The sequence below is a fragment of the Variovorax sp. GW821-FHT09B05 genome (genome assembly GCF_059418265.1).
Genome location: NZ_JBWKPN010000002.1, coordinates 91,106 through 110,702 on the forward strand (window position 1 = coordinate 91,106; position 19,597 = coordinate 110,702).

Here is a 19,597-nt window from a genome sequence, read left to right on the forward strand (position 1 = left end):
GGGGGCACCGGGCGGTCGACGGCGGCGGGGCGATGGATGCGCCCGGTGCCCCCACCCCGGCCCTCCCCCAGCGGGGGAGGGTGAAAGTCAGGAGTGGCCGTCCACCCGCATCTGGAACAGGAAGTAGGGCGGGATGCAGGCCCCGCGCCCTTCGGCCTGGCTCTCGGCCTGCGCGCAGATGTAGTCGTCGCGGCAGGGCGCGGTGGCCGAGCAGCTGCGCAGGTTGCCGGGGCGCGTGTGCTTCGCGAGGCATTCGCCGAAGGGCCGCCTGGCCGCGAGGCACTGGTTGAAGTCGCTGAGGATCGCGATGCCGCCACACGTGCCGTTCGGGTCCCTGGGATCGCAGGGGCCCGAGCACATGCCGCCCGGGAAGCCGACCGCGGTCTTCTCGCAGACCGAGGCGGCGCCTTCGCAGGCGGTGCGCGGCAGCTTCTCGGCGCGGTCGAGCCAGGGGTTGGCCGAGGCCGTGATGCGCGTGGGTTCGCAGCGCGCGCCGACGATCGCCGGCTCCGGTCGTGTGTTCGCATCGAGCGGCTCCGCGAGCGGCCGGAAGGGATCGGGCTTCGGCGTGGTCAGCGCGGCCTGCAGGTAGCGCGCACGGCGCGCGAGTTCGTCCTGCAGATGCGGCGAGTGCGGCACCGCGAGCGCATTGCCGGGCGTGAAGCTGCGCGAGGCACCGCGGCGATCGACGCCCAGCAGGTGGAAGCCCGCGACCGCACGGCTCTGGTGGCAGCCCATGCAACTGAGGTCGTCGAGCCGGCGCAGCAGGGCCCGCGGCGACTGCAGCGTGCGGCTGCCGGGCACGGCCTGCCATTCGCTTTCGGGGAAGAGCTGCTCGAACGGACGGTTGGCGAGGCGCTCGAGGCCGCGCGGCGCGACCGAGATGGCCTCGGTGGCGAGGAAGCGCTCGGGGATCCTGAGCGTGGCTTCGTCGAGCGCGCGCAGGTTCTCGGGCTGGCGGAGCCATTGCTTCAGCTCCTGGCGCAGCGGTGCGCTGGCCTTGAGCTTCGCGACATCGGGCGTGTTCTCGAGCGGGCCCACGTCGTAGCGCTTCGCGGCTGCATTCCAGCGGAAGGCACGCAGCATGTATTCGGCATGGCCGCCGAGGTCGGGCCGCACGGCCGAGGGCCAGCGCACGCTCTGCAGGTTCACCGTGAGCTGCGAGATGCGCGCGGGCGCGAGCCGCTGCGGCGCGAGCGGGCCGTCGGCGGACACCAGCCAGCGGCCCAGCGCCACGTCGGCCATCGCGGACTGCGGCGGCTGCCAGCGCTGCGCGGCCGAGGCGCAGCCGCCGTCGGCATCGTGCGCGTCGCCGCGCAGCTCGACGTTGACGGTCATCGGCAGCCGCGACTGCATCGCGCTCGTGCGGTAGGCGAGGCGGTACACGAGCCGGGTCTCGCCGCAGGCGCCGTCCTGGAACGGGCGCCGGTCCATGCGGTTGGCCACGCCCACCAGTTCGAAGAAGGCATCGGGGCTCGCGAGCCAGCGCGCGTCGAACAGGCGGTGCGGGTACTTCGCGATGCCGACGCCGGCCTGCTTGTCGCGGCGCTGGATGGCCGCGAGGCTGGCGCCGAGGGGCTCGGCGATCGAGCGCCAGGCCTTCGAGCGCATCAGCACCTGGTTGCTCGCGATGCCGTCGGCGGCCGGCGTGTCGGCCAGCCAGTGGGCGAAGTCGGCGCCGGACTTCTCGGCCGCCTGCAGCGCCGCGGGCGCGGTGACGAGCAGCAGCGGCTCGGTCGCGTGGGCGGTGGCGAAGAGGGAGGCCAGCGCGAGGCCGGCGAACAGGCGGTGAAGAAGCGGCACGCGGATCATTGTGCCGCGAGGCTTCAAGCGCTCGTGGTGGTCTCCAGCCGCTCGCGCATCATCCGCGCCACGGCCACGCCCTGCGGCTCGCCGAGCCGCTCGAGCGCGGCGATCACGCCGCGCCGGTCCTCCTCCGAGCGGTCCTGATTGAGCTTGAACTTGCCCTCGAGCGATTGCACGGGAATCTCCACCGCCGCGATCATGTCGAGCCGCGGCGCGACGAAGTCGAAGGGCATGGCGTCGAAGTCCCAGCGGCCCGCGCATTCGGCGCGCAGCGGCGTGTCGTAGACCGCGACGGTGCGGCGCAGCACGGCGTGGATCGCCATGCGCTCCTCGATCACGCGCGGCGTGCCGCGCGCATGGATCGCGCTGTAGTTCCAGGTCGGAAAGGTGCTCTGCTTGACGTACCAGCTCGGTGTGACGAAGGCATGCGGGCCCTGGAAGATCACCAGCGCCTCGCGGCCCGCGCGCAGGTCCTCGAGCTGCGGGTTCTTCCGCGCGAGATGGGTGGTGAGCAGGCCGGCCTCGCCCTCTTGCGCATCGAGCAGGAAGGGCAGGTGGGTGGCACTGGCGCCGGCCGGGCCGACCGTGACCAGTGTGGCGAAGCTCCAGGCGCGCATGCCTTCGTGCAGCGTCGCGAGCTCGGCCTCTACATAGGGCTTGGGCGTGTACATGCGGCGGCTCAGCGCGTGGCGAGGTCGCGCAGCCAGCGCACCGAATCGTCGAAGGCGCGGCCGGCCACGTCGGCGACCGAGACCGCCTCGAGGAAGCCGTGGATGGTGCCGGGGTAGAGCGTCTCGCTGACCACCACGCCGGCCTCGCGCAGCCGCGCGGCCATCAGCCGGTTGTCGTCGTACAGCGGGTCGCATTCGGTGACCACCATGCAGGCCGGCGGCAAATCTTCGAGCCGGGCCGAGAGGCTGTGCAGGCGCGGATCGGCGAAGTCGGCGGGCCCGCGCGCATAGAGGCCGTAGAACCACAGCATCATGTGCAGCGAGAGGCCGTACTCGCCCGCGCCGTAGCGCACCACCGATTCGCGGTAGAGCTCGGTGCTGTAGGCGCCGTAGTTCAGCAGCATGCCCAGCGGCAGCGCATCGCCCTCGTCGCGCAGCACCAGGCAGGCGCCGACCGAGAGGTTCGCGCCGGCCGAGTCGCCGCCGATGAAGAGCTGCGCGGGATCGATGTCGAGCGTGCCCGCATGGGCGGCCAGCCAGCGCATCACGTCCACGCATTCGTCGTGCGGCTGCGGAAAGCGCGCCTCGGGGGCGCGCGTGTAGTCGATGCCGATCACCGCGATGCCGGCGCGGCCCGCGTACTCGCGCATCACGCGGTCGTGGGTGTCGAGGCTGAACAGCACGAAGCCACCGCCGTGGATGTAGACCAGCGCACCCTGCAGCGCGCGCTGCGCGGGGTAGTGCACGCGGATGCGCACCTCGCCGTGGCGCGTGGGCACGCGGTGGTCGACGCTGCGCGCCATCTCGGGCCCGCCCTGCGTCCACGGCGCGCGCACCTTCTCGGCATTGGCGCGGCCCTCGGCGATGGGAATGGTGTGGCGCTTCGGATAGCGCGCGCCCTCGGCGCCCATGAGGCGCATGAACTCGACGATCTGCGGGTCGAGCGGCGGCGGGGCGCTGGGATGCTGCCAGCTGTAGGGCAAGGGGGAGGTCACGCGAAGGCTTTCTCGGGAACGGGTTGGATGTCGACGGCAGGCTCGGCCAGTTCGTGCAGCGGCCGCGGCGTGGCCGCCAGCAGCGCCTGGGTGTAGGCATGGCGCGGCTGGTCGAACACCGCGTCGCGCGCGCCTTGCTCCACGATGCGGCCGCGCTCCATCACGATCACGCGGTCGGCGATCTGCTCGACGGCCGCGAGGTCGTGGCTGATGAACAGGCAGGCGAAGCCGTGATGCTGCTGCAGGCTCTGGAACAGCCGCAGCACCTGGGCCTGGATCGTCATGTCGAGCGCGGACACCGGCTCGTCGGCCACCACGAAGGCCGGCCGGCGCACCAGCGCGCGCGCGATCGCCACGCGCTGGCGCTGGCCGCCCGAGAGCTCGTGCGGATAGCGCGCGCCCAGGCCGTCGAGGCCGACCTCGTCGAGCGTCTCGGCCACGCGCCGCAGGCGTGCCGCCGCATCGAGCTCGGGCAGGTGGCGCAGCGGCTCGGCCACGATCTCCTGCACGCGCATGCGCGGGTCGAGCGAGGAGAAGGGGTCCTGGAACACGAGCTGGCAGGCCAGCCGGAAGCGGTGCAGCGCGGCGCGGCCGGCGGTGCGCACGTCCTCGCCGCGGAACAGGATCTGCCCGGCGTTCGAGGGCGCGAGCCGCAGGATGGCGCGGCCCAACGTGGTCTTGCCCGAGCCGCTGCCGCCCACCAGCGCGACCATTTCGCCCGGGTGGATGTCGAGGTCGAGCGCATCGATGACGGGCACCGGCGGCTGGCGCTTGAAGAAGCCCAGGCGCGCGCCGGGATAGCTCACGCCGAGGCCGCGCACCTGCAGCAGCGGCTGGCGGGTTTCGGTGGCCGTCGGCTTGGCGGCCTGGCGGCGCGGCAGCGCGTCGACCAGCTTGCGCGTGTAGGCCTGCTTCGGCGCGACCAGGATCGAGGGCACGTCGCCGGTCTCGACCAGCCGGCCCTTCTCGAGCACGATCGCGCGCTGCGCATAGCGGCCCACCAGGCCGAGGTTGTGCGTGATCAGCAGCACGGCCGTGCCGTTGTCGCGCGCCAGTTCGACCATCAGGTCGAGCACCTCGCGCTGGCTCAGGGTGTCGAGCGCGGTGGTGGGCTCGTCGGCGATCAAGAGGCGCGGCTTCAGCAGCATCACGCTCGCGAGCATGATGCGCTGGCGCATGCCGCCCGAGAACTCGTGCGGATAGGCCTGCATGCAGCGCTCGGGGTCGGCGATCTGCACGCGGCGCAGCATCTCGAGGCTGCGCGCGCGGATCTCGGCGGCCGACAGCCGGTGGTGCATGCGCAGGCCCTCGGCCATCTGCTCGCCGATGCGGTGCACCGGGTTGAGCGAGACCATCGGCTCCTGGAACACCATGCCGATGCCCGGGCCGCGGATCGGCCGCATGGCCTGCGCGTCGTGCCGGCTCAGGTCCTGGCCGTCGAACACGATGCGCCCGCCGGTCTGCGCGATGCCGGGCGGCAGCAGCTGCAGGATGGCGCGCGCGGCCATGGTCTTGCCGCTGCCCGATTCGCCGACCACGGCGAGGAACTCGCCGGGCCGGACCTCGAACGAGAGGTCGTGCACCAGCGGCTGGGTGCCGTGGCGCAGCGCGATCCGCAGGTGCTCGACCGAAAGAACAGGAGAGGGGTTGGAAGGCGCGCTCATGACTTCTCCGTCCGCGGATCGAGCCGGTCGCGCAGCGATTCGCCCAGCAGGTTGATGCCCAGCAGCGTGAGCGCGATGCACAGGCCCGGCACCACGCACAGCCAGACGGCCGAGACCATGTAGGGGCGCGCGCTCGAGAGCATGTTGCCCCAGGTGGGCGCGGGCGGCGGCACGCCCAGGCCCAGGAAGCTCAGCGCGCTCTCCGACAGCAGCACCCAGCCGAACATGCTGGTGGCCAGCACGGCGACCGGCGCCACGCAGTTCGGCAGGATGTGGCGCCACATGGTGTAGATCTCGCCGTTGCCGATCATGCGCGAGGCCTCGACGTACTCGCGCTCGCGCAGCGACAGCACGGTGCCGCGCACCACGCGCACCACCGAGGGCGCATAGGCCAGGCTCAGCGCGAGCACGATGCCCCACTGGTTGGCGCCCACGATCACCATCACGGCCAGCGCCAGCAGCAGGCCCGGGAAGGCCAGCAGCGTGTCGTTGAAGGCCATCAGCACGCGGTCGGTCCAGCCGCGCACGAAGCCCGCGACCACGCCCACCACCAGCCCGATGGCGGTGGCCAGCGCGACCGTGAGCAGCGCCACCAGGCAGCTGGTGGAGGCGGCGCGCATGGCGCGGCTGGCCACGTCGCGGCCGAACTCGTCGGTGCCGAGCCAGTGCGCCATCGAGGGCGCCTGCAGCTTGGACTTGAGGTCGATGCCGACCGGGTTGTAGGGCGTCCAGACGGCCGCCACCACGGCCAGCACCAGCAGCGTGGCGATCAGCACGCCGCCCACCAGGGTATGGGTCTTGATCTTCATCACTGCACCGACACCCGCGGATCGAACAGGGGATAGCACATGTCCACGACCAGGTTGATGACCACGTAGATGCAGGCGGTGAACAGCAGGCAGCCCTGCAGCACCGGGTAGTCGCGCGCGAAGATCGAATCGATCATCAGGCGCCCGAGGCCGGGCAGGGTGAACACCGTCTCGAGCACCGCGATGCCGCTGAGCAGGTGGCCGAGGATCAGCCCGATCATGGTCAGCGTGGGATTGAAGGCATTGGGCAGCACGTGGCGGCGCAGCACCTGCGACTCGGGCACGCCCTTGGCGCGCGCATGCGTCACGTACTCGAGCCGCAGGATCTCGATGGTGCTGGCGCGCGACATGCGCGTGAGCACGCCGGTCTCGACCAGCACCAGCGTGACGATCGGCAGGATCACGTAGAGCACGCCCTGCGAGAAGCTCTCGGACAGCGGCACGTAGCCCACCACCGGCAGCCAGTGCAGGTACTGGCCGAAGAACATCAGGAGCAGCAGGCCGAGCCAGAAGCTCGGCACCGAGAGCATCAGCGTGGCCGCGCCGATGATGGCGAGGTCGGCGGGGCGGTCCTTGCGCCAGGCGGCGACCAGGCCGGCGGGCACGGCGATCAGCGAGGCCAGCGCCACCGCGACCAGCACGATGACGGCGCTGACCTGGAAGCGTTCCCAGATCAGCGGCAGCACCGGCAGGCCGTTGGTGGTCGAGACGCCGAGGTCGCCGCCCAGCGCCTGGCGCAGCCAGACCAGGTACTGCAGCGGCAGCGGCTGGTCCAGGCCCATCTGGCGGCGCATCGATTCGAGCTGGGCCGGGTCGGCCCCTTCGCCGAGCATCAGCAGCACCGGGTCGCCCGGGATCAGCCGCATCAGCGCGAAGACCGCGATGGAGACCAGCAGCAGCGTCGGGATCGTCATCGCGATCCGGCGCAGGAGGTAGGCGGGCATGAAGGCGCGGCCTCCGCTCAGCCGCCGGCGGCGGCCAGCCGCACGTTCCAGAAGCGCGGCTTGGCCGGCGCCCAGCCCTTGAAGCCGACCACGTTCTTGCGCATGGCGGTGGCGTCGCTGGCGTTGAACAGCACGATCATCGGCACGTCCTGCAGCATCTGCTGGTGCATCTCGTCGAACAGCACCTGGCGGCGCGCCTTGTCGCGCGAGACCATGGTCTCGGCCAGCCGGGTCTGGGCGAAGGCGCTGTCCCAGACCTTGCGCGGCTGCGCGGCCTTGTCGCCCGAGACCATCTCGTAGTTGAGCGCGGGATCGATGCGCGCCGAGTAGACGAAGGCCATGCTCTGGTACTGGCCCTTGGTGTAGCGGTCGAGCTGGGTGGCCCAGTCGAGCACCTCGAGCTCGATGTTGATGCCGGCCTCGGTCGCCATGGCCTGCACCAGCACGGCGGCCGAGTAGAGCGCCTCGTAGCGCTTGTTGGCGATCATGCGGATCGGCTGGCCGCGGTAGCCGGCCTCGGCCAGCAGCTTCTTGGCGGCGGCGATGTCGCGCTTGAAGCCGCCGGCCTGCGCCGCGTCGTAGTAGGGGCTGGTCGAGGGCACGACCGAGTTGTTGACGGCCGACAGGCCCTCGGTGACCGAGCGCGCGATCTCGGGCGTGTCGAGCGCCAGCGCCAGCGCGCGGCGGATGCGCACGTCCTTGAGCACCGGGTCGTTGGTCTGCAGCAGCAGCGCGACCATGGTCATCACGGGCGTGGTGTCCACGCGCACGTCGGCGCGGCCGCGCATCTCGATCACGTCCGACGGGCTGGGGCTGATGAAGGCGTCGATGCCGCCGCTGTAGAGCGCGGCCTTGGCCGCGGCCGAGTCGGGGATGACGACGAAGCGCAGGTTCTCGACCTCGGCCTTCTTGCCGCCCGTGAGGCCGTCGCGCGGCTCGGCGCGCGAGGTGTAGCCGTCGAAGCGGGTCAGCTCCACGTACTGGCCGCGCTTCCATTCCTTGAGCTTGTAGGGGCCGGTGCCCACCGGCTCCTTCCACTGGCCGTCGGCGCCGACCGAACTGCGGTGCAGGATGGCCGCGCCGCCGCAGTCGGGCCGCGCCATCATGGTGAGGAACAGCGCGCTCGCGCGGTCGAGCTTGAACACCACCGTCTTCGGGTTCGGCGCCTCCACCGAGAGCACCTTGGTCATGCCCTTGCCGTCGAACTCGCTGAGGCAACGCCAGCCGCTGCTGGGCTTGAGGTAGCGCTGCCAGCTCCAGACCACGTCGTCGGCCGTGAGCGTGGCGCCGTTCTGGAACTTCACGCCGTCGCGCAGCGTGAAGGTGTAGCTCAGGCCGTCGGCCGAGGTGTCGACCTTGCTCGCGAGCATGGGGCCGACCGAGGTGTCCTCGCGCAGCGCGACCAGGCCCTCGCCGATGTGCAGCAGCACGTTGTCGGTGTTGTCGTCGCGGTTGCCGCCGGGGTCGGTGCTGCGGATGTCCGAGTTGATCTGGATGCGCAGCGTCTGGCCGGCGCCGGGCGCGCCCTGGGCGAAGGCGGTGCCGGCGGCGAGGCCGAGCGCGAGCAGGGCGGCGGCGCGCGAGACGGAAGGCGGGCGGGCGGGGGGCACGGGTGGGTTCATGGCAAACACTCCTGGCGGGGGCTGGGCCGGTCGGGATCGGATCGGGAGGAACTCAGAGGGAATATTCGGTGAAGCGGTGGGCCTTGAAGGGCGCCGGCGCGATGCGCATCTTCCGTGCCGCCGGGTCCATCACGATGGTCGCCACGGTGGCCGAGGACGCGCCGCCCGGGCCCGCGCTCGGGCTGCGGCAGACGGCGCGCGGCGCGCCGAAGCGGTCCTGTAGCGCGTCGAGCACGTCCTGCTCGGTGAGGTCGCCGGCGCGCTTGCGCAGGGCCTCGGTCACGCGGCGGTCGCGGTAGAGCGAGTCGGGCGTGGTCTCGAGGCTGCGGTCGACCACGCGCGCCAGCGCGGCCGGCGTCTTGAAGTGGTTGGCATGCACCAGCACGCCGTCCTCGGGCTGCTGCCAGAACACCTGCTCGGGGCAGGTCTCGAGGCTCACGGCCTCGCCCTCGGCATGGGTGAGGATCATGTTGTTGGAGATCGAGCGCGCGCTGCGGCAGACCACGCCGAGCGCATTGGCGTAGAGCTCGGACTGCAGGATGCCGCGGCGGATCAACGCCAGCGGCACGCCCTGCTGGCGGCCGTCGCTGTCGGCCTTGATGAAGTTGCCGGTGACCGCGATGCCCGCGCTGTTGAGCCCGGCGCGCGCCAGCGTGCCCGCCTCGGCGAAGGTCAGGATGGCCGGGCCCTGGGCCGGCTGGATGCGCAGCACCACGCCGAGCTCGAGGCTCTCGACGCGCCAGTCCCAGTTCTGCGCGTGGATCAGCTTGCCGTCGCGCGCGGCCGAGGGCATGACGACCACGCCGGTGCAGCCGTCGGGCGGCTCGGTGGCCTCGAGCTGCTGGAAGGCATAGAGCATCTCGCTGCGCGCGTTGAGCGCCACGATGTCCTCGGCCGGCACGCCCGCGCCCTCGGCCACGCCCTCGATCTCGCGCAGCATGCCGGCGTCGAAGGCCTCGATCAGCGGCATGAAGCGGCGCGCCAGCGCGCGCGTGCGCTCCCAGTTCAGGCCCACGCGCTCGAAGGCGGCGCGGTAGGTGCGCAGGCTCAGGTCGATGCGGTCGCCGGCCGCGCGGCCGTACTGGCGGCCGCACTGGGCGGCGTCGCCCTCGATGTCGTAGAGGGGGAAGGATTCGATGTCCATGGGGTGCGGTCCTCGGGAATTCAGGCGGGCGTGTCGGTGGGCTGGGCGGTCTGGGCGATGGCCTGGCGCAGGCTGTCGACGATCTGGTCGACGTGGCGGCGCTCGAGCGTGAACGGCGGCGACAGCGCGATCGTGTCGCCGACCGAGCGCACCAGCACGCCGGCGTCGAGGCAGTGCTGCGCCACGGCCTGGGCGTGCGTGCCCGGGCCGGCGGCCCAGGGCTGCAGCTCGATGCCGGCCAGCAGGCCGACGTTGCGCACGTCGATCACGCCGGGCAGGCCGCGCAGCGCGTGCAGGCATTCCTCGAAATAGGGCGACAGCGCCGCGGCCTGGGCGATCAGGCCGTCGTGCACATAGGCGTCGAGCGTGGCCATGGCGGCCGCGCAGGCCAGCGGATGGCCCGAGTAGGTGTAGCCGTGCGAGAGCTCGACCGCGCTCACGCTGCCCTGCATGAAGGCGTCGTGCACCGCGTCGCGCATCAGCACCGCGCCCATCGGCACCGCGCCGTTGGTCAGGCCCTTGGCGGTGGTGATGAGGTCGGGCTTCACGCCGAACAGGTCGGCCGCGAAGTTGGTGCCCAGGCGGCCGAAGCCGGTGATGACCTCGTCGAAGATCAGCAGCACGCCGTGCCGGTCGCAGATCTCGCGCAGGCGTTTCAGGTAGCCGCGCGGTGGCGGCAGCACGCCGGTGGAGCCGGCCACCGGCTCGACGATGACGGCGGCCACGGTCGAGGCGTCGTGCAGCGAGATCAGCGCCTCGAGCGCGTCGGCCTTGTCGAGGCCGTGCGGCGGCTCGCCGCGCGAGAAGGCGTTGCGCGCCAGGTCGTGCGTGTGCGGCAGGTGGTCCACGCCGTTGAGCAGCGGCCCGAAGGTGCTGCGCTGGCGGCCGATGCCGCCGACCGAGATGCCGCCGAAGCCCACGCCGTGGTAGGCGCGCTCGCGGCCGATCAGCCGGTAGCGGCCGGCCTCGCCGCGCGCACGGTGGTAGGCCACCGCGATCTTCAGCGCGGTGTCGACCGACTCGGAGCCCGAGTTGGTGAAGAACACGTGGTTCATGCCCTCGGGCGCCATCCCGGCGAGCCGCTCGGCCAGCGTGAAGGCGGCCGGGTGGCCGATCTGGAAGTTCGAGGCGTAGTCGAGCACGTCGATCTGCGCCTTCAGCGCGGCGCTGATGCGCGGGTTGCGGTGGCCGGCGTTCACGCACCACAGGCCGGCGATGGCGTCGAGCACGCGGCGGCCGTCGGCGAGCTCGTAGTAGAGGCCTTCGCTGCCGACGATCAGGCGCGGCGATTGCTTGAACTTGCGGTTGGGGGTGAAGGGCATCCAGAACGCGTCGAGCGACGCGGGCAGGGCGGGCGACGCCGCGGCGGCGTCGGGGTTCGAAAGGGTGTCGGCTGCGGCCACGAGGGTTTTCTCCGTTGGGACGCGACCCGGCGCTCGGGTCGTCGTGGGCCGATCTTGGAGCGTGGATTGTATTTTTGTCGCAAGATGTACATGGTTTTTTGCGGTCAAAAATACAAAGCCGGCGCGATGATCGGCGCCGATCCCGCGATTCCTCCCCGGAGAACCTTGGATGGCCGAAGCACAGATGGACACGCCCCCGGCGCCGCCGATCGCGCCGCTCGCGCAGCGCGTGAGCCGCTACATCCTCGACCAGGCCCTGGCCGGCGGCTACGAGAACGGCCGGCACATGACCGAGGCCGATCTCGCGAGCCGGCTCGGCATCTCGCGTACGCCGGTGCGCGCGGCGCTGCGCTTCCTGCACGAGCGCGCCTTGCTGGCCCACGTGCCCAACCGCGGCTACACGCTGGTGGCCGACCGCGAGGCGCTGGGCCGCGCGCGGCGCGAGATGCCCGAGGACGAGGAGAAGACCCTCTACTACCGGCTGCTGCGCGACCGCCTCGCGGGCAAGCTGCCCACGCGCGTCAACGAGCTCGAGCTGGCGCAGGCGTACGACGCGCCGCGGCCCCTGCTGCGCACCGTGCTGACCACGCTGCTGCAGGACGGCGTGCTGCGCGGTCGCCACTACCAGCGCTGGGAGTTCACCGAGACCCTCGACTCGGTCGAGAGCGAGCGCGAGAGCTACCGCTTCCGCCTGATCGTGGAGTGCGCCGCGCTGCGCGAGCCGGGCTTCCGCATCGACCACGAGCGGCTGCTGGCCTGCCGCGAGCGCCAGCAGAGCCTGCTGGCCCAGGCCGCGCGCTACAACTGGATGGACTTCTTCGAGGCCAACGCGCAGTTCCACGAGCTGCTGGCCAGCTTCTCGGGCAACCGCTTCGTGCTCGACACCGTGCAGCAGCAGAACCGGCTGCGCCGCATGTCGGATCTCTCGGACTATCCGCTCGTGAACGTCGACCTGCTGCACAAGTCCTGCCGCGAGCACCTCGAGATCCTCGACGCGGTCGAGGACGGCGACCTGGCCCGCGCCGCCGAAGGCATGCGGCTGCACCTGAGCCGCGCCAGCGACCTGCTGGAACGGCGGGTGATGGGCGTGCTCGGCGACTGACCGCATCCGCAACCCACCCTTCCTCTTCTTTCTCTCCCTCTCTCTTCATGACGCAAGACAACACAGCGCTGGCCGCCGGCTGGCGCGACGGATTCCCCACGGCCGGCGCGCCCGTCACGAGGCCGCGCGAATGCCCGGTGTTCCAGCCGCCGCACAACCGCTGGGCCTTCTCGCACCTGCGCGAGCTGCAGCCCACGCGCAGGGTGGGGCGCGGCAACGCGCCGGTGGCCGAGCTGCCGCGCGCGATGCGGCCCGAGATCGATGCGCTGCCCTTCGCGCGCTTCGGCGACGGCGTGCCCACGACCTGGCTCGCGGCGCTCGAGGCCATCCATGCCGACGGCGCCGTGGTGCTGCACCGCGGGCGCATCGTCTACGAGCGCTACTTCGGCGCGCTCGACGCGCACGGCGAGCACATGGCGATGTCGGTCACCAAGTCGGTGGTGGGCACGCTCGGCGCCATGCTCGCGGCCGACGGCACGCTCGACGAGAACGCCTTCGTCACGCACTACATCCCCGAGCTGGGCGACAGCGCCTTCGGCAGCGCGACGGTGCGCCAGGTGATGGACATGACCACGGCCATCGACTATTCGGAGGAGTACGCCGACCCCGATGCGGGCGTGTGGAAGCATGCGCGCGCCGGCGAACTGCTGCCGCGCCCCGCGGGCTATGTGGGCGCCGAGGGCTACCGGCAGTTCCTGCAGAGCGTGGGCGCCGCGCGCGACGGCACCGTGCACGGCCAGGCCTTCGCCTACCGCACCGTCAACACCGACGTGCTGGGCTGGCTGATCGCGCGCGCTGCGGGGCAATCGGTGGCGAGCCTGCTGGGCGAACTGATCTGGTCGCGCCTGGGCGCCGAGCAGGACGCCAGCTTCGCGCTCGACGGCCAGGGCGCCGAGTTCGCGGGCGGCGGCTTGTGCACCGGCCTGCGCGACCTCGCGCGCTTCGGCGAGGCGATGCGGCTGGGCGGCTTCTACAACGGCGCGCAGATCGTGCCCGAAGCCGTGGTGACCGACATCCGCCGCGGCGCCGACCCGGCGCGCTTCGCGCTCGCGGGCTACACCCGGCTGGCCGGCTGGAGCTACCGCAACATGTGGTGGGTAGCGCACGACGCGCATGGCAGTTTCACCGCGCAGGGCATCCATGGCCAGGCGCTGCACATCGATCCGGTGGCCGAGATGGTGGTGGCGCGCTTCGCCTCGCATCCGCTGGCTGCCGATGCGCACCTGCCGACCTCGATGCCGGCCTTTCGCGCGCTGGCCGCGCACCTCATGGGCGAGGGTTGATCAGCCGGCGATCAGCGCGGCATCGACCACCCGCACGCGGTGGTCGATGTAGTAGCCGCCGAACTCGGTGTAGCGCAGCACCAGGCGCGCGCAGGCGCTGCAGCGGTAGACGTCGCAGCGGTTGTACGGAAAGTGCGCGACCGAGATCGGCGCCTCGGGCGAGTCGTAGCGCGTGCCGGCCAGATGGAACTCCTCGAACGTGGGTTCGTAGGCCTCGGGGTCGCGCAGCGTGCCGACCTGCTCCATCAGCGCCTTGGGCCAGCGTTCCTCGGTGATGCTTTCCCAGGCCCTGGCGTCCTGCAGGCGGCAGGCGCAGGTGGGGCGCGTGGGCGTGGCGGCTTCGGCGAGCCGGCGGAGGGCGGGGGTGTCGAGCAGGGTCATGCGCGAAGGGAGTCTAGTGCGCGCGCCATGTCCGAGCATGGCGCGGGCTCAAGGCGGGTCGTCGAGCAGCACCGCGCCCGGCCCCGTGGCGCCCAGCTTGTCGCCGGGATTGCGCAGCGGGCAGTCGGTCATCGACAGGCAGCCGCAGCCGATGCATTCGCCGAGGTCGTCGCGCAGCCGGGTCAGCACGCGGATGCGCGCGTCGAGCTCGTCGCGCCAGTGGGCGGACAGCGCCTTCCACTGCGCGGCGTTGAGGATCCGCCCCTCGGGCAGCCGCGACAGCGAATCGCGGATGGTCTCGAGCGGAATGCCCGTGCGCTGCGCCACGCGGATCACCGCGATGTGGCGCAGTACCTCGCGCGGATAGCGGCGCTGGTTGCCCTCGCTGCGCCAGCCCTTGATCAGCCCCTTCGATTCGTAGAAGTGCACCGTCGAGACGGCGACGCCGCTGCGCCGGGCGACCTCGCCGACGGTCAGGACCTTGGCGGGCTCGGCGGGATGGTTCTCTGGCATGGCGGAAAGGCTCGGAGTCGGATCGGCGTCTTATAGGCGATGTGGTGCTCAGCCGCCGAGCTGCCGCCGCAGGTGGCTCGCGATCGCCGCCGCGAGCAGCCCGCCGATGATGGAGACGTGCTCGAGCGCGAAGTACAGCGACAGCGTGGCGCGCGGCTCGGGCAGCGACCAGAAGCGATGCACGATCGCGATCGTGAGCAGCAGGAACACCGAGAGCGCGCCGGCGCCCAGCCACACGGCGCGGTCGACCAGCAGCAGCAGCGAGCCGGCCAGCAGCACGAAGATGGTGGCGACGTTGAAGGCCCAGGCCGGCTCGAGGCCCGCCGCGCGCATCTCGCCCACCCCGCCCGCGAAGTTCAGCGCCTTCGCAAGACCCGACGCGGCAAAGACCACGGCGAGCAGTATCCGGGCGGCCAGCCACAGCAGTTGGCTTTCCAACGCGGCATCGATCCACGACCTCATCAACATAGCTCCTGATTTCGGCGGGACATTCGTTGCCGCCATGGGTTCATCGGTGAAGCCCACGCGGTATTCGGGTGAGCGCGGCGGACTGTAAAACCTCAACCAAGCTTGAGGTCAAGCGTTGTCGGCAGGGATCGAAATGGCCGGGTGCGCTACGCTCGCGCCCTGCGCGCTTGCAACCGAGAGAAGCGGCGGCGCCCAAAGACATCGAATGACACCGAACGAGAACCCAGAAAACGCCGGGCCCGGGCCCGATCCAGTGCGAGGCCCTGAAGCGGCCCAGGCGCTCGACGCCATGCGCCTGTCCGTGGCGCCCATGATGGACTGGACCGACCGCCACTGCCGCTACCTGCACCGCCTGCTGAGCCGCCACGCGCTGCTCTACACGGAGATGGTGACGACTGGCGCGCTGGTGCATGGCGACGTGCCGCGGCACCTGCGCTTCAACGCCGAGGAGCATCCGCTGGCGCTGCAGCTCGGCGGCAGCGAGCCGGCCGATCTGGCGCATTGCGCAAAGCTCGGCGAGCAATGGGGCTACGACGAGATCAACCTCAACTGCGGCTGCCCGAGCGAGCGCGTGCAGCGCGGCGCCTTCGGTGCCTGCCTGATGAACGAACCGCAGCTGGTGGCCGATTGCGTGAAGGCGATGGTCGACGCGAGCAGCGTGCCGGTGACGGTGAAGCACCGCATCGGCATCGACAAGATCGAGAGCTACGAGTTCGTGCGCGACTTCGTGGGCCAGGTCAGCGAGGCCGGTTGCGACACCTTCATCGTGCATGCGCGCAATGCCTGGCTCAAGGGACTGAGCCCGAAGCAGAACCGCGAGATCCCGCCGCTGCGCTATGCGCTGGTGCACCGGCTCAAGCACGACTTTCCGGCGCTGAAGTTCTCGATCAACGGCGGCATCGCGCTCAATGCGCAGGTGCACGAGCACCTGCGGCTGCTCGACGGGGTGATGGTGGGGCGCGAGGCGTACCACAACCCCTGGTGGCTGGCCGAGTGGGACGCCGAGTTCTTCGGCGCGGCGCCCTCGGAACGCACGCGCGAGGAGGTCGAGACCCTGATGTGCGACTACATGGTGCGCGAGGCGGCCGAGCACGGCACGCCGTGGTCGAACATCGCGCGCCACATGCTGGGCCTGCGCAACGGGCTGCCGGGCGCGCGCCGCTGGCGCCAGGTGTGGAGCGACCACCGCATGAAGAGCAAATCGCCGCACGAGGTGATGGCGATCGCGCACGAGCCGGTGGCGCAGGCGGCCTGAGCCGCCTTCCTGCTTCTTCTCAGGCGGCCATCAGCGTGGCCTCGGGCACGTCCTCGATGGTGGTGCGGCGCAGCTCGCGGCGCTCGGCGATGTCGTAGCGCCGGCCGCGGTGCAGGGTGCTGCGGTTGTCCCACATCACGAGGTCGTGCACCTGCCATTCGTGGCGGTAGACGAACTCGCGCTGGGTCGCGTGCTCGAGCAGGTCCGACAGCCGCATGCGGGCCTCGGCCACGGGCCAGCCGACGATCTCGCGCGCATGCACGCCCACGAACAGCAGCTTGCGCCCCGAGCCCGGATGCGTCTGCACGAGCGGCCAGGTGGCCGGCGGGATGGTCTTCTTCTGCTCGTCGGTGTAGGCCTCGTCGCCCAGCAGGATGCGCGTGTGCAGCGCGTAGTGCTCGGCGCTCAGGCCCTCGAGTTCGGTCTTGTCGCGCTCGGGCAGGGCGTCGTAGGCGGCGCGCAGGTCGGTGAACTCGGTGTTGCCGCCCCAGCTCGGCAGCACCAGCGCATGCAGCATCGAATAGGCGGCGCGCGGGTTCTGGAACGAGCTGTCGCTGTGCCAGAGCTGGTTGGCGAAGTTCGAGAGGTTCTTCGGCGAATCGCGGCGCGCGACGTTGCCTTGCGCATCGACGTTCGAGATGTCGATCAGGCGCTCGTCCTCGAGCCGTTCGGGGCGCTTGAACACCTTCTTGAGGCCGAGGTCCAGCGGCCCGAAGGCCTTGGCGAAATCGATCTGCTGCTGGCCCGTGAGCGGCTGGCCGCGCCAGACCAGCACGGCGTAGCGGTTCATCGCGGCGTTGATCTGCTTGACCTCGTCGTTCGAGAGCGGCCGGGCGATGTCGATGCCGCGCGCTTCGGCGGCGAAATGCGGATGCAGGGGGGTGAGTGCTAGGGGCATGGGAAGGGTGTCCGGATGGAAGAGGGGCTCACTCGGGCTGGATGCCCGCGTCGGCGATGACGCGCGCCCAGCGCTTCATCTCCGACTGCACGTAGGCGTCGAACTGCGCGGGCGTGGAGGCGACCACCTCCATGCCCTGTTCCTCGACGCGCTTGCGCATCTCGGGGTCGAGCAGCACGCGGCGCGTGTCCGACTGGATCTTCTCGATGACGGCCGGCGGCGTGCCGTGCGGCGCGATGAAGCCCAGCAGCGCGTTGACGTGGAAGCCGGGCAGCGTCTGCGCGACGGTCGGATAGCTGAAGCCGGGCACCGGCTTGTCGCCGAGGGTGGCGATCAGCTTCATGCGGCCGGCCTTCACGAAGGGCAGCACCGAAAGGAAGGGGTCGACCACGAGGTCGATGCGACCGCCCATGAGTTCGGTGTGCGCGGGCGAACTGCCCTTGAAGGGCGCGTGCAGCATGTCGAAGCCGGCCTCGCGCTTGAGCAGCTCGGCCCCCAGGTGCGTGGTGCTGCCGGCGCCGGGCGTGCCGTAGGTCAGCTTGCCCGGGTTCTTCTTCGCATAGGCGATTAGCTCGGCCAGCGTGTTGAAGGGCGCGTCGGGCCGGGCCACGATGGCCAGCTGCAGGTTGGCGATCTGGGTGATGCCCGTGATGTCCTTGAGCGTGTCGTAGGGCAGGGTCTTGCGCAGCGAGGGATTCACCGCAAACGAGGAATTCACCATGCCGATGGTCAGCCCGTCGGGCGGGGCCTTGGCGACGAAGTCGGCACCGATGGCGGTGCCGGCGCCGGGCTTGTAGTCGACGATGACCGGCTGGCCCCAGCCCTCCTGCAGCTTCATGGCGATGAGCCGGCCGACGGTGTCGGTCGGCCCGCCGGGGGCGAACGGCACGATGAGCTTCACCGGTCCCTTGGGGAATGCGGCCGGCGCGGCGGCCCGCGCGAAACCCGGAAGGCCGGCGCCGGCCAGCAGGCCGAGGCCGGTGCCAAGGAGCTCGCGGCGGCGCGGCGACGGCGGGGAGAAGTGGGGGTTTTGTCTCGTCATCTCATTATTTTGAAACTGTGTTCCGAAATAATGATCTCCCAAAGTTCTCGCGTCAACCCGTTTTTGCTGAAAAATGGCAACAAAGATCAATCAGGGAAGCAAAGGTTTCTAAAAATGAATGACGCGATTGGCGGCAGGGAAGAGGTGAGCGCGCTCGCCAGGGGACTGGCCCTGCTGAAGGTGATCGGGATGGCGGCGGCGCCGATGGGCAATCGCGAACTGGCGGATGCGACGGGCATTCCCAAGGCGACGGTGTCGCGGCTCACGGCCACCCTGGTCGGGGCGGGCTACCTGCGGCAGTCGCAGGACAGCGAGCGTTTCAGCCTGGGGCCGGCGCTGCTCGACATGAGCAGCCGCTACCTGCGGCACTTCGACCTGCGCACGGTGGCGCGCCCGCATCTCGCGGCGCTGTCGGACTTCGCGGGCGCGAGCGTGCACATGGGCGTGCGCGACGAGCTCGACATGCTGATCATCGATTCGCTGCGCCCGCGCTCGGTGATGATCAGCTCGCGCATCGAGGTCGGTTCGCGCATGACGATCGCCACCTCGGCCGCCGGAAGGGCCTACCTGGCCTCGCTCGCGGCGCCCGAGCAGGAGGCGCTGCTGGCGCAGATCCGGCAGGAAAGCGGCGAGAACTGGCCGCGCATCGAGCCGGGGCTGATCGCCAGCATCGAGGAGTACGCGCGCGTGGGCTACTGCGGCTCGTTCGGCGAATGGCATCCGCACATCCACGCGCTGGGCTTCGCGCTGCGCGGTCCGCGCGGCGAGCGCTACGCGGTGAGCTGCGGCGGCCCGGCCTACCTGCTGCCCAAGGACACCATGCTCGCGCGTGTGGCGCCGCGGCTGCTCGAGACGGCGCAGCGCATCGCGGCCGAGGCGGGCACGGTCGATCTCGATTGAGTGAAGAGAAGCGGGCCGCCGCGCGGCCCCGCGGCGGACGCTAGGCGGCCGCTTCCAGCCCGTTGCTGAAGTGCTCGCGCATGCGCGCCATGGCGGCCTCGCCGTCGCGCGCCTCGATCGCGGCCATCACCGAGCGGTGCTCGGCCAGCGATTCCCCGATCCGCCCGGCCTTGAGCAGCGAGTTGTGGCGGTTGAGCTTCATCACCTTGCGCAGGTCGGCCACCATCTGGTCGCGCCACTTGTTGTTGGCGATCGCCAGCAGGCGCATGTGGAAGCGCTCGTTGACCGCGAAGAAATGCTCGCGGTCTTCGGGCGCGGCCGCGGCCTCGAGCTCGGCATGCAGCGCGCGCAGCTCGGCGAGCTGGGCCTCGGTGGCGCGCTCGGCCACCACGCCGGCGGCATCGCTCTCGAGCAATGACAGCAGGTGGTAGACGTCGGCCAGGTCCTGCTCCGACACCTCGGTCACATAGGCGCCACGGCGCACCTTCATCGTCACCAGGCCCTCGGCGGCCAGCACCTTCAGCGCCTCGCGCAGCGGCGTGCGGCTGATGCCGTACTCCTCGGCGAGCTTGAGTTCGTCGATCCAGCTGCCCGGTTCGAGCTCGCGGCGGAAGATCCGCTGGCGCAGCAGCTCGGCCACCTCTTCATAGAGGGCGCGCGGGGTGAGGGTGACGGCGGACATGGGCGGGACTGTACT

19 protein-coding genes are annotated in these 19,597 nt (G+C 70.9%); 4 read left to right on the forward strand and 15 right to left on the reverse strand.

Going from position 1 to position 19,597, the window contains the following annotated elements; all coding sequences use genetic code 11:
- Window positions 1-87 precede the first annotated feature (87 nt).
- The 9 genes from AC07RM_RS05225 to aptA are packed head-to-tail and all read right to left on the reverse strand — an operon-like array spanning window position 88 to window position 11,058.
- The gene (locus tag AC07RM_RS05225; protein ID WP_495333607.1) at window positions 88-1,803 is read right to left on the reverse strand and encodes a hypothetical protein; all 1,716 of its coding nucleotides are present in this window, start codon (window positions 1,801-1,803) and stop codon (window positions 88-90) included.
- Window positions 1,804-1,826: 23 nt separating this feature from the next.
- A complete protein-coding gene (locus AC07RM_RS05230) occupies window positions 1,827-2,477 on the reverse strand; it encodes an FMN-binding negative transcriptional regulator (RefSeq protein WP_495333609.1) in 651 nt (216 codons plus the stop codon).
- An 8-nt stretch (window positions 2,478-2,485) separates the two neighbouring features.
- On the reverse strand, window positions 2,486-3,472 hold the full coding sequence (locus AC07RM_RS05235; protein ID WP_495333610.1) for an alpha/beta hydrolase fold domain-containing protein: 987 nt from the start codon (window positions 3,470-3,472) through the stop codon (window positions 2,486-2,488).
- On the reverse strand, window positions 3,469-5,136 hold the full coding sequence (locus AC07RM_RS05240) for an ABC transporter ATP-binding protein (RefSeq protein ID WP_495333612.1): 1,668 nt from the start codon (window positions 5,134-5,136) through the stop codon (window positions 3,469-3,471). The genes AC07RM_RS05235 and AC07RM_RS05240 overlap by 4 nt, the downstream gene beginning before the upstream one ends.
- Window positions 5,133-5,945 (reverse strand): ABC transporter permease, encoded by an 813-nt coding sequence (locus tag AC07RM_RS05245; RefSeq protein ID WP_057595421.1) that lies wholly within the window; start codon window positions 5,943-5,945, stop codon window positions 5,133-5,135. Before AC07RM_RS05245 ends, AC07RM_RS05240 begins: the two co-directional genes overlap by 4 nt.
- On the reverse strand, window positions 5,945-6,889 hold the full coding sequence (locus tag AC07RM_RS05250; protein ID WP_422097319.1) for an ABC transporter permease: 945 nt from the start codon (window positions 6,887-6,889) through the stop codon (window positions 5,945-5,947). The genes AC07RM_RS05245 and AC07RM_RS05250 overlap by 1 nt, the downstream gene beginning before the upstream one ends.
- 17 nt (window positions 6,890-6,906) lie before the next feature.
- Window positions 6,907-8,511 (reverse strand): ABC transporter substrate-binding protein, encoded by a 1,605-nt coding sequence (locus AC07RM_RS05255; protein ID WP_495333614.1) that lies wholly within the window; start codon window positions 8,509-8,511, stop codon window positions 6,907-6,909.
- A gap of 52 nt (window positions 8,512-8,563) precedes the next feature.
- Window positions 8,564-9,655 (reverse strand): C45 family autoproteolytic acyltransferase/hydrolase, encoded by a 1,092-nt coding sequence (locus tag AC07RM_RS05260; protein WP_495333616.1) that lies wholly within the window; start codon window positions 9,653-9,655, stop codon window positions 8,564-8,566.
- 20 nt (window positions 9,656-9,675) lie between these two features.
- Entirely contained in the window at window positions 9,676-11,058 is a 1,383-nt protein-coding gene (aptA, locus tag AC07RM_RS05265) for an omega-aminotransferase AptA (RefSeq protein ID WP_495333617.1), read from the reverse strand.
- A gap of 169 nt (window positions 11,059-11,227) precedes the next feature.
- On the opposite strand from aptA, the gene AC07RM_RS05270 reads away from it, so the two are divergent.
- Both AC07RM_RS05270 and AC07RM_RS05275 read left to right on the forward strand, forming a co-directional pair.
- A complete protein-coding gene (locus AC07RM_RS05270) occupies window positions 11,228-12,160 on the forward strand; it encodes a GntR family transcriptional regulator (RefSeq protein ID WP_208512252.1) in 933 nt (310 codons plus the stop codon).
- Window positions 12,161-12,207: 47 nt separating this feature from the next.
- A complete protein-coding gene (locus AC07RM_RS05275) occupies window positions 12,208-13,443 on the forward strand; it encodes a serine hydrolase domain-containing protein (protein WP_495333619.1) in 1,236 nt (411 codons plus the stop codon).
- On the opposite strand, the gene AC07RM_RS05280 is transcribed toward AC07RM_RS05275, so the two are convergent.
- From AC07RM_RS05280 to AC07RM_RS05290, 3 genes are read right to left on the reverse strand one after another with little or no spacing between them, the layout of a single operon-like run.
- The gene (locus AC07RM_RS05280; RefSeq protein ID WP_495333620.1) at window positions 13,444-13,824 is read right to left on the reverse strand and encodes a hypothetical protein; all 381 of its coding nucleotides are present in this window, start codon (window positions 13,822-13,824) and stop codon (window positions 13,444-13,446) included.
- 48 nt (window positions 13,825-13,872) lie between these two features.
- On the reverse strand, window positions 13,873-14,337 hold the full coding sequence (gene soxR, locus AC07RM_RS05285) for a redox-sensitive transcriptional activator SoxR (RefSeq protein WP_495333621.1): 465 nt from the start codon (window positions 14,335-14,337) through the stop codon (window positions 13,873-13,875).
- Between the two features lie 48 nt (window positions 14,338-14,385).
- The gene (locus tag AC07RM_RS05290; RefSeq protein WP_093343438.1) at window positions 14,386-14,799 is read right to left on the reverse strand and encodes a DoxX family protein; all 414 of its coding nucleotides are present in this window, start codon (window positions 14,797-14,799) and stop codon (window positions 14,386-14,388) included.
- A 211-nt stretch (window positions 14,800-15,010) separates the two neighbouring features.
- Between AC07RM_RS05290 and dusA the strand changes: the two genes are divergently transcribed.
- Window positions 15,011-16,060: a tRNA dihydrouridine(20/20a) synthase DusA gene (gene dusA / locus AC07RM_RS05295; RefSeq protein WP_495333622.1), complete on the forward strand. Its 1,050-nt coding sequence runs from the start codon at window positions 15,011-15,013 to the stop codon at window positions 16,058-16,060.
- A gap of 19 nt (window positions 16,061-16,079) precedes the next feature.
- Here the strand turns inward: dusA and AC07RM_RS05300 are convergent, their stop codons facing one another.
- Both AC07RM_RS05300 and AC07RM_RS05305 read right to left on the reverse strand, forming a co-directional pair.
- On the reverse strand, window positions 16,080-16,958 hold the full coding sequence (locus AC07RM_RS05300; protein WP_495333623.1) for a TauD/TfdA dioxygenase family protein: 879 nt from the start codon (window positions 16,956-16,958) through the stop codon (window positions 16,080-16,082).
- Between the two features lie 28 nt (window positions 16,959-16,986).
- Window positions 16,987-18,000: a tripartite tricarboxylate transporter substrate binding protein gene (locus AC07RM_RS05305; RefSeq protein WP_495333624.1), complete on the reverse strand. Its 1,014-nt coding sequence runs from the start codon at window positions 17,998-18,000 to the stop codon at window positions 16,987-16,989.
- Between the two features lie 114 nt (window positions 18,001-18,114).
- Here AC07RM_RS05305 and AC07RM_RS05310 point away from each other — a divergent pair, with 114 nt between their 5' ends.
- A complete protein-coding gene (locus AC07RM_RS05310; protein ID WP_057593637.1) occupies window positions 18,115-18,900 on the forward strand; it encodes an IclR family transcriptional regulator in 786 nt (261 codons plus the stop codon).
- Window positions 18,901-18,940: 40 nt separating this feature from the next.
- Here the strand turns inward: AC07RM_RS05310 and AC07RM_RS05315 are convergent, their stop codons facing one another.
- Window positions 18,941-19,582: a GntR family transcriptional regulator gene (locus AC07RM_RS05315; protein ID WP_057593638.1), complete on the reverse strand. Its 642-nt coding sequence runs from the start codon at window positions 19,580-19,582 to the stop codon at window positions 18,941-18,943.
- Window positions 19,583-19,597: the final 15 nt, after the last annotated feature.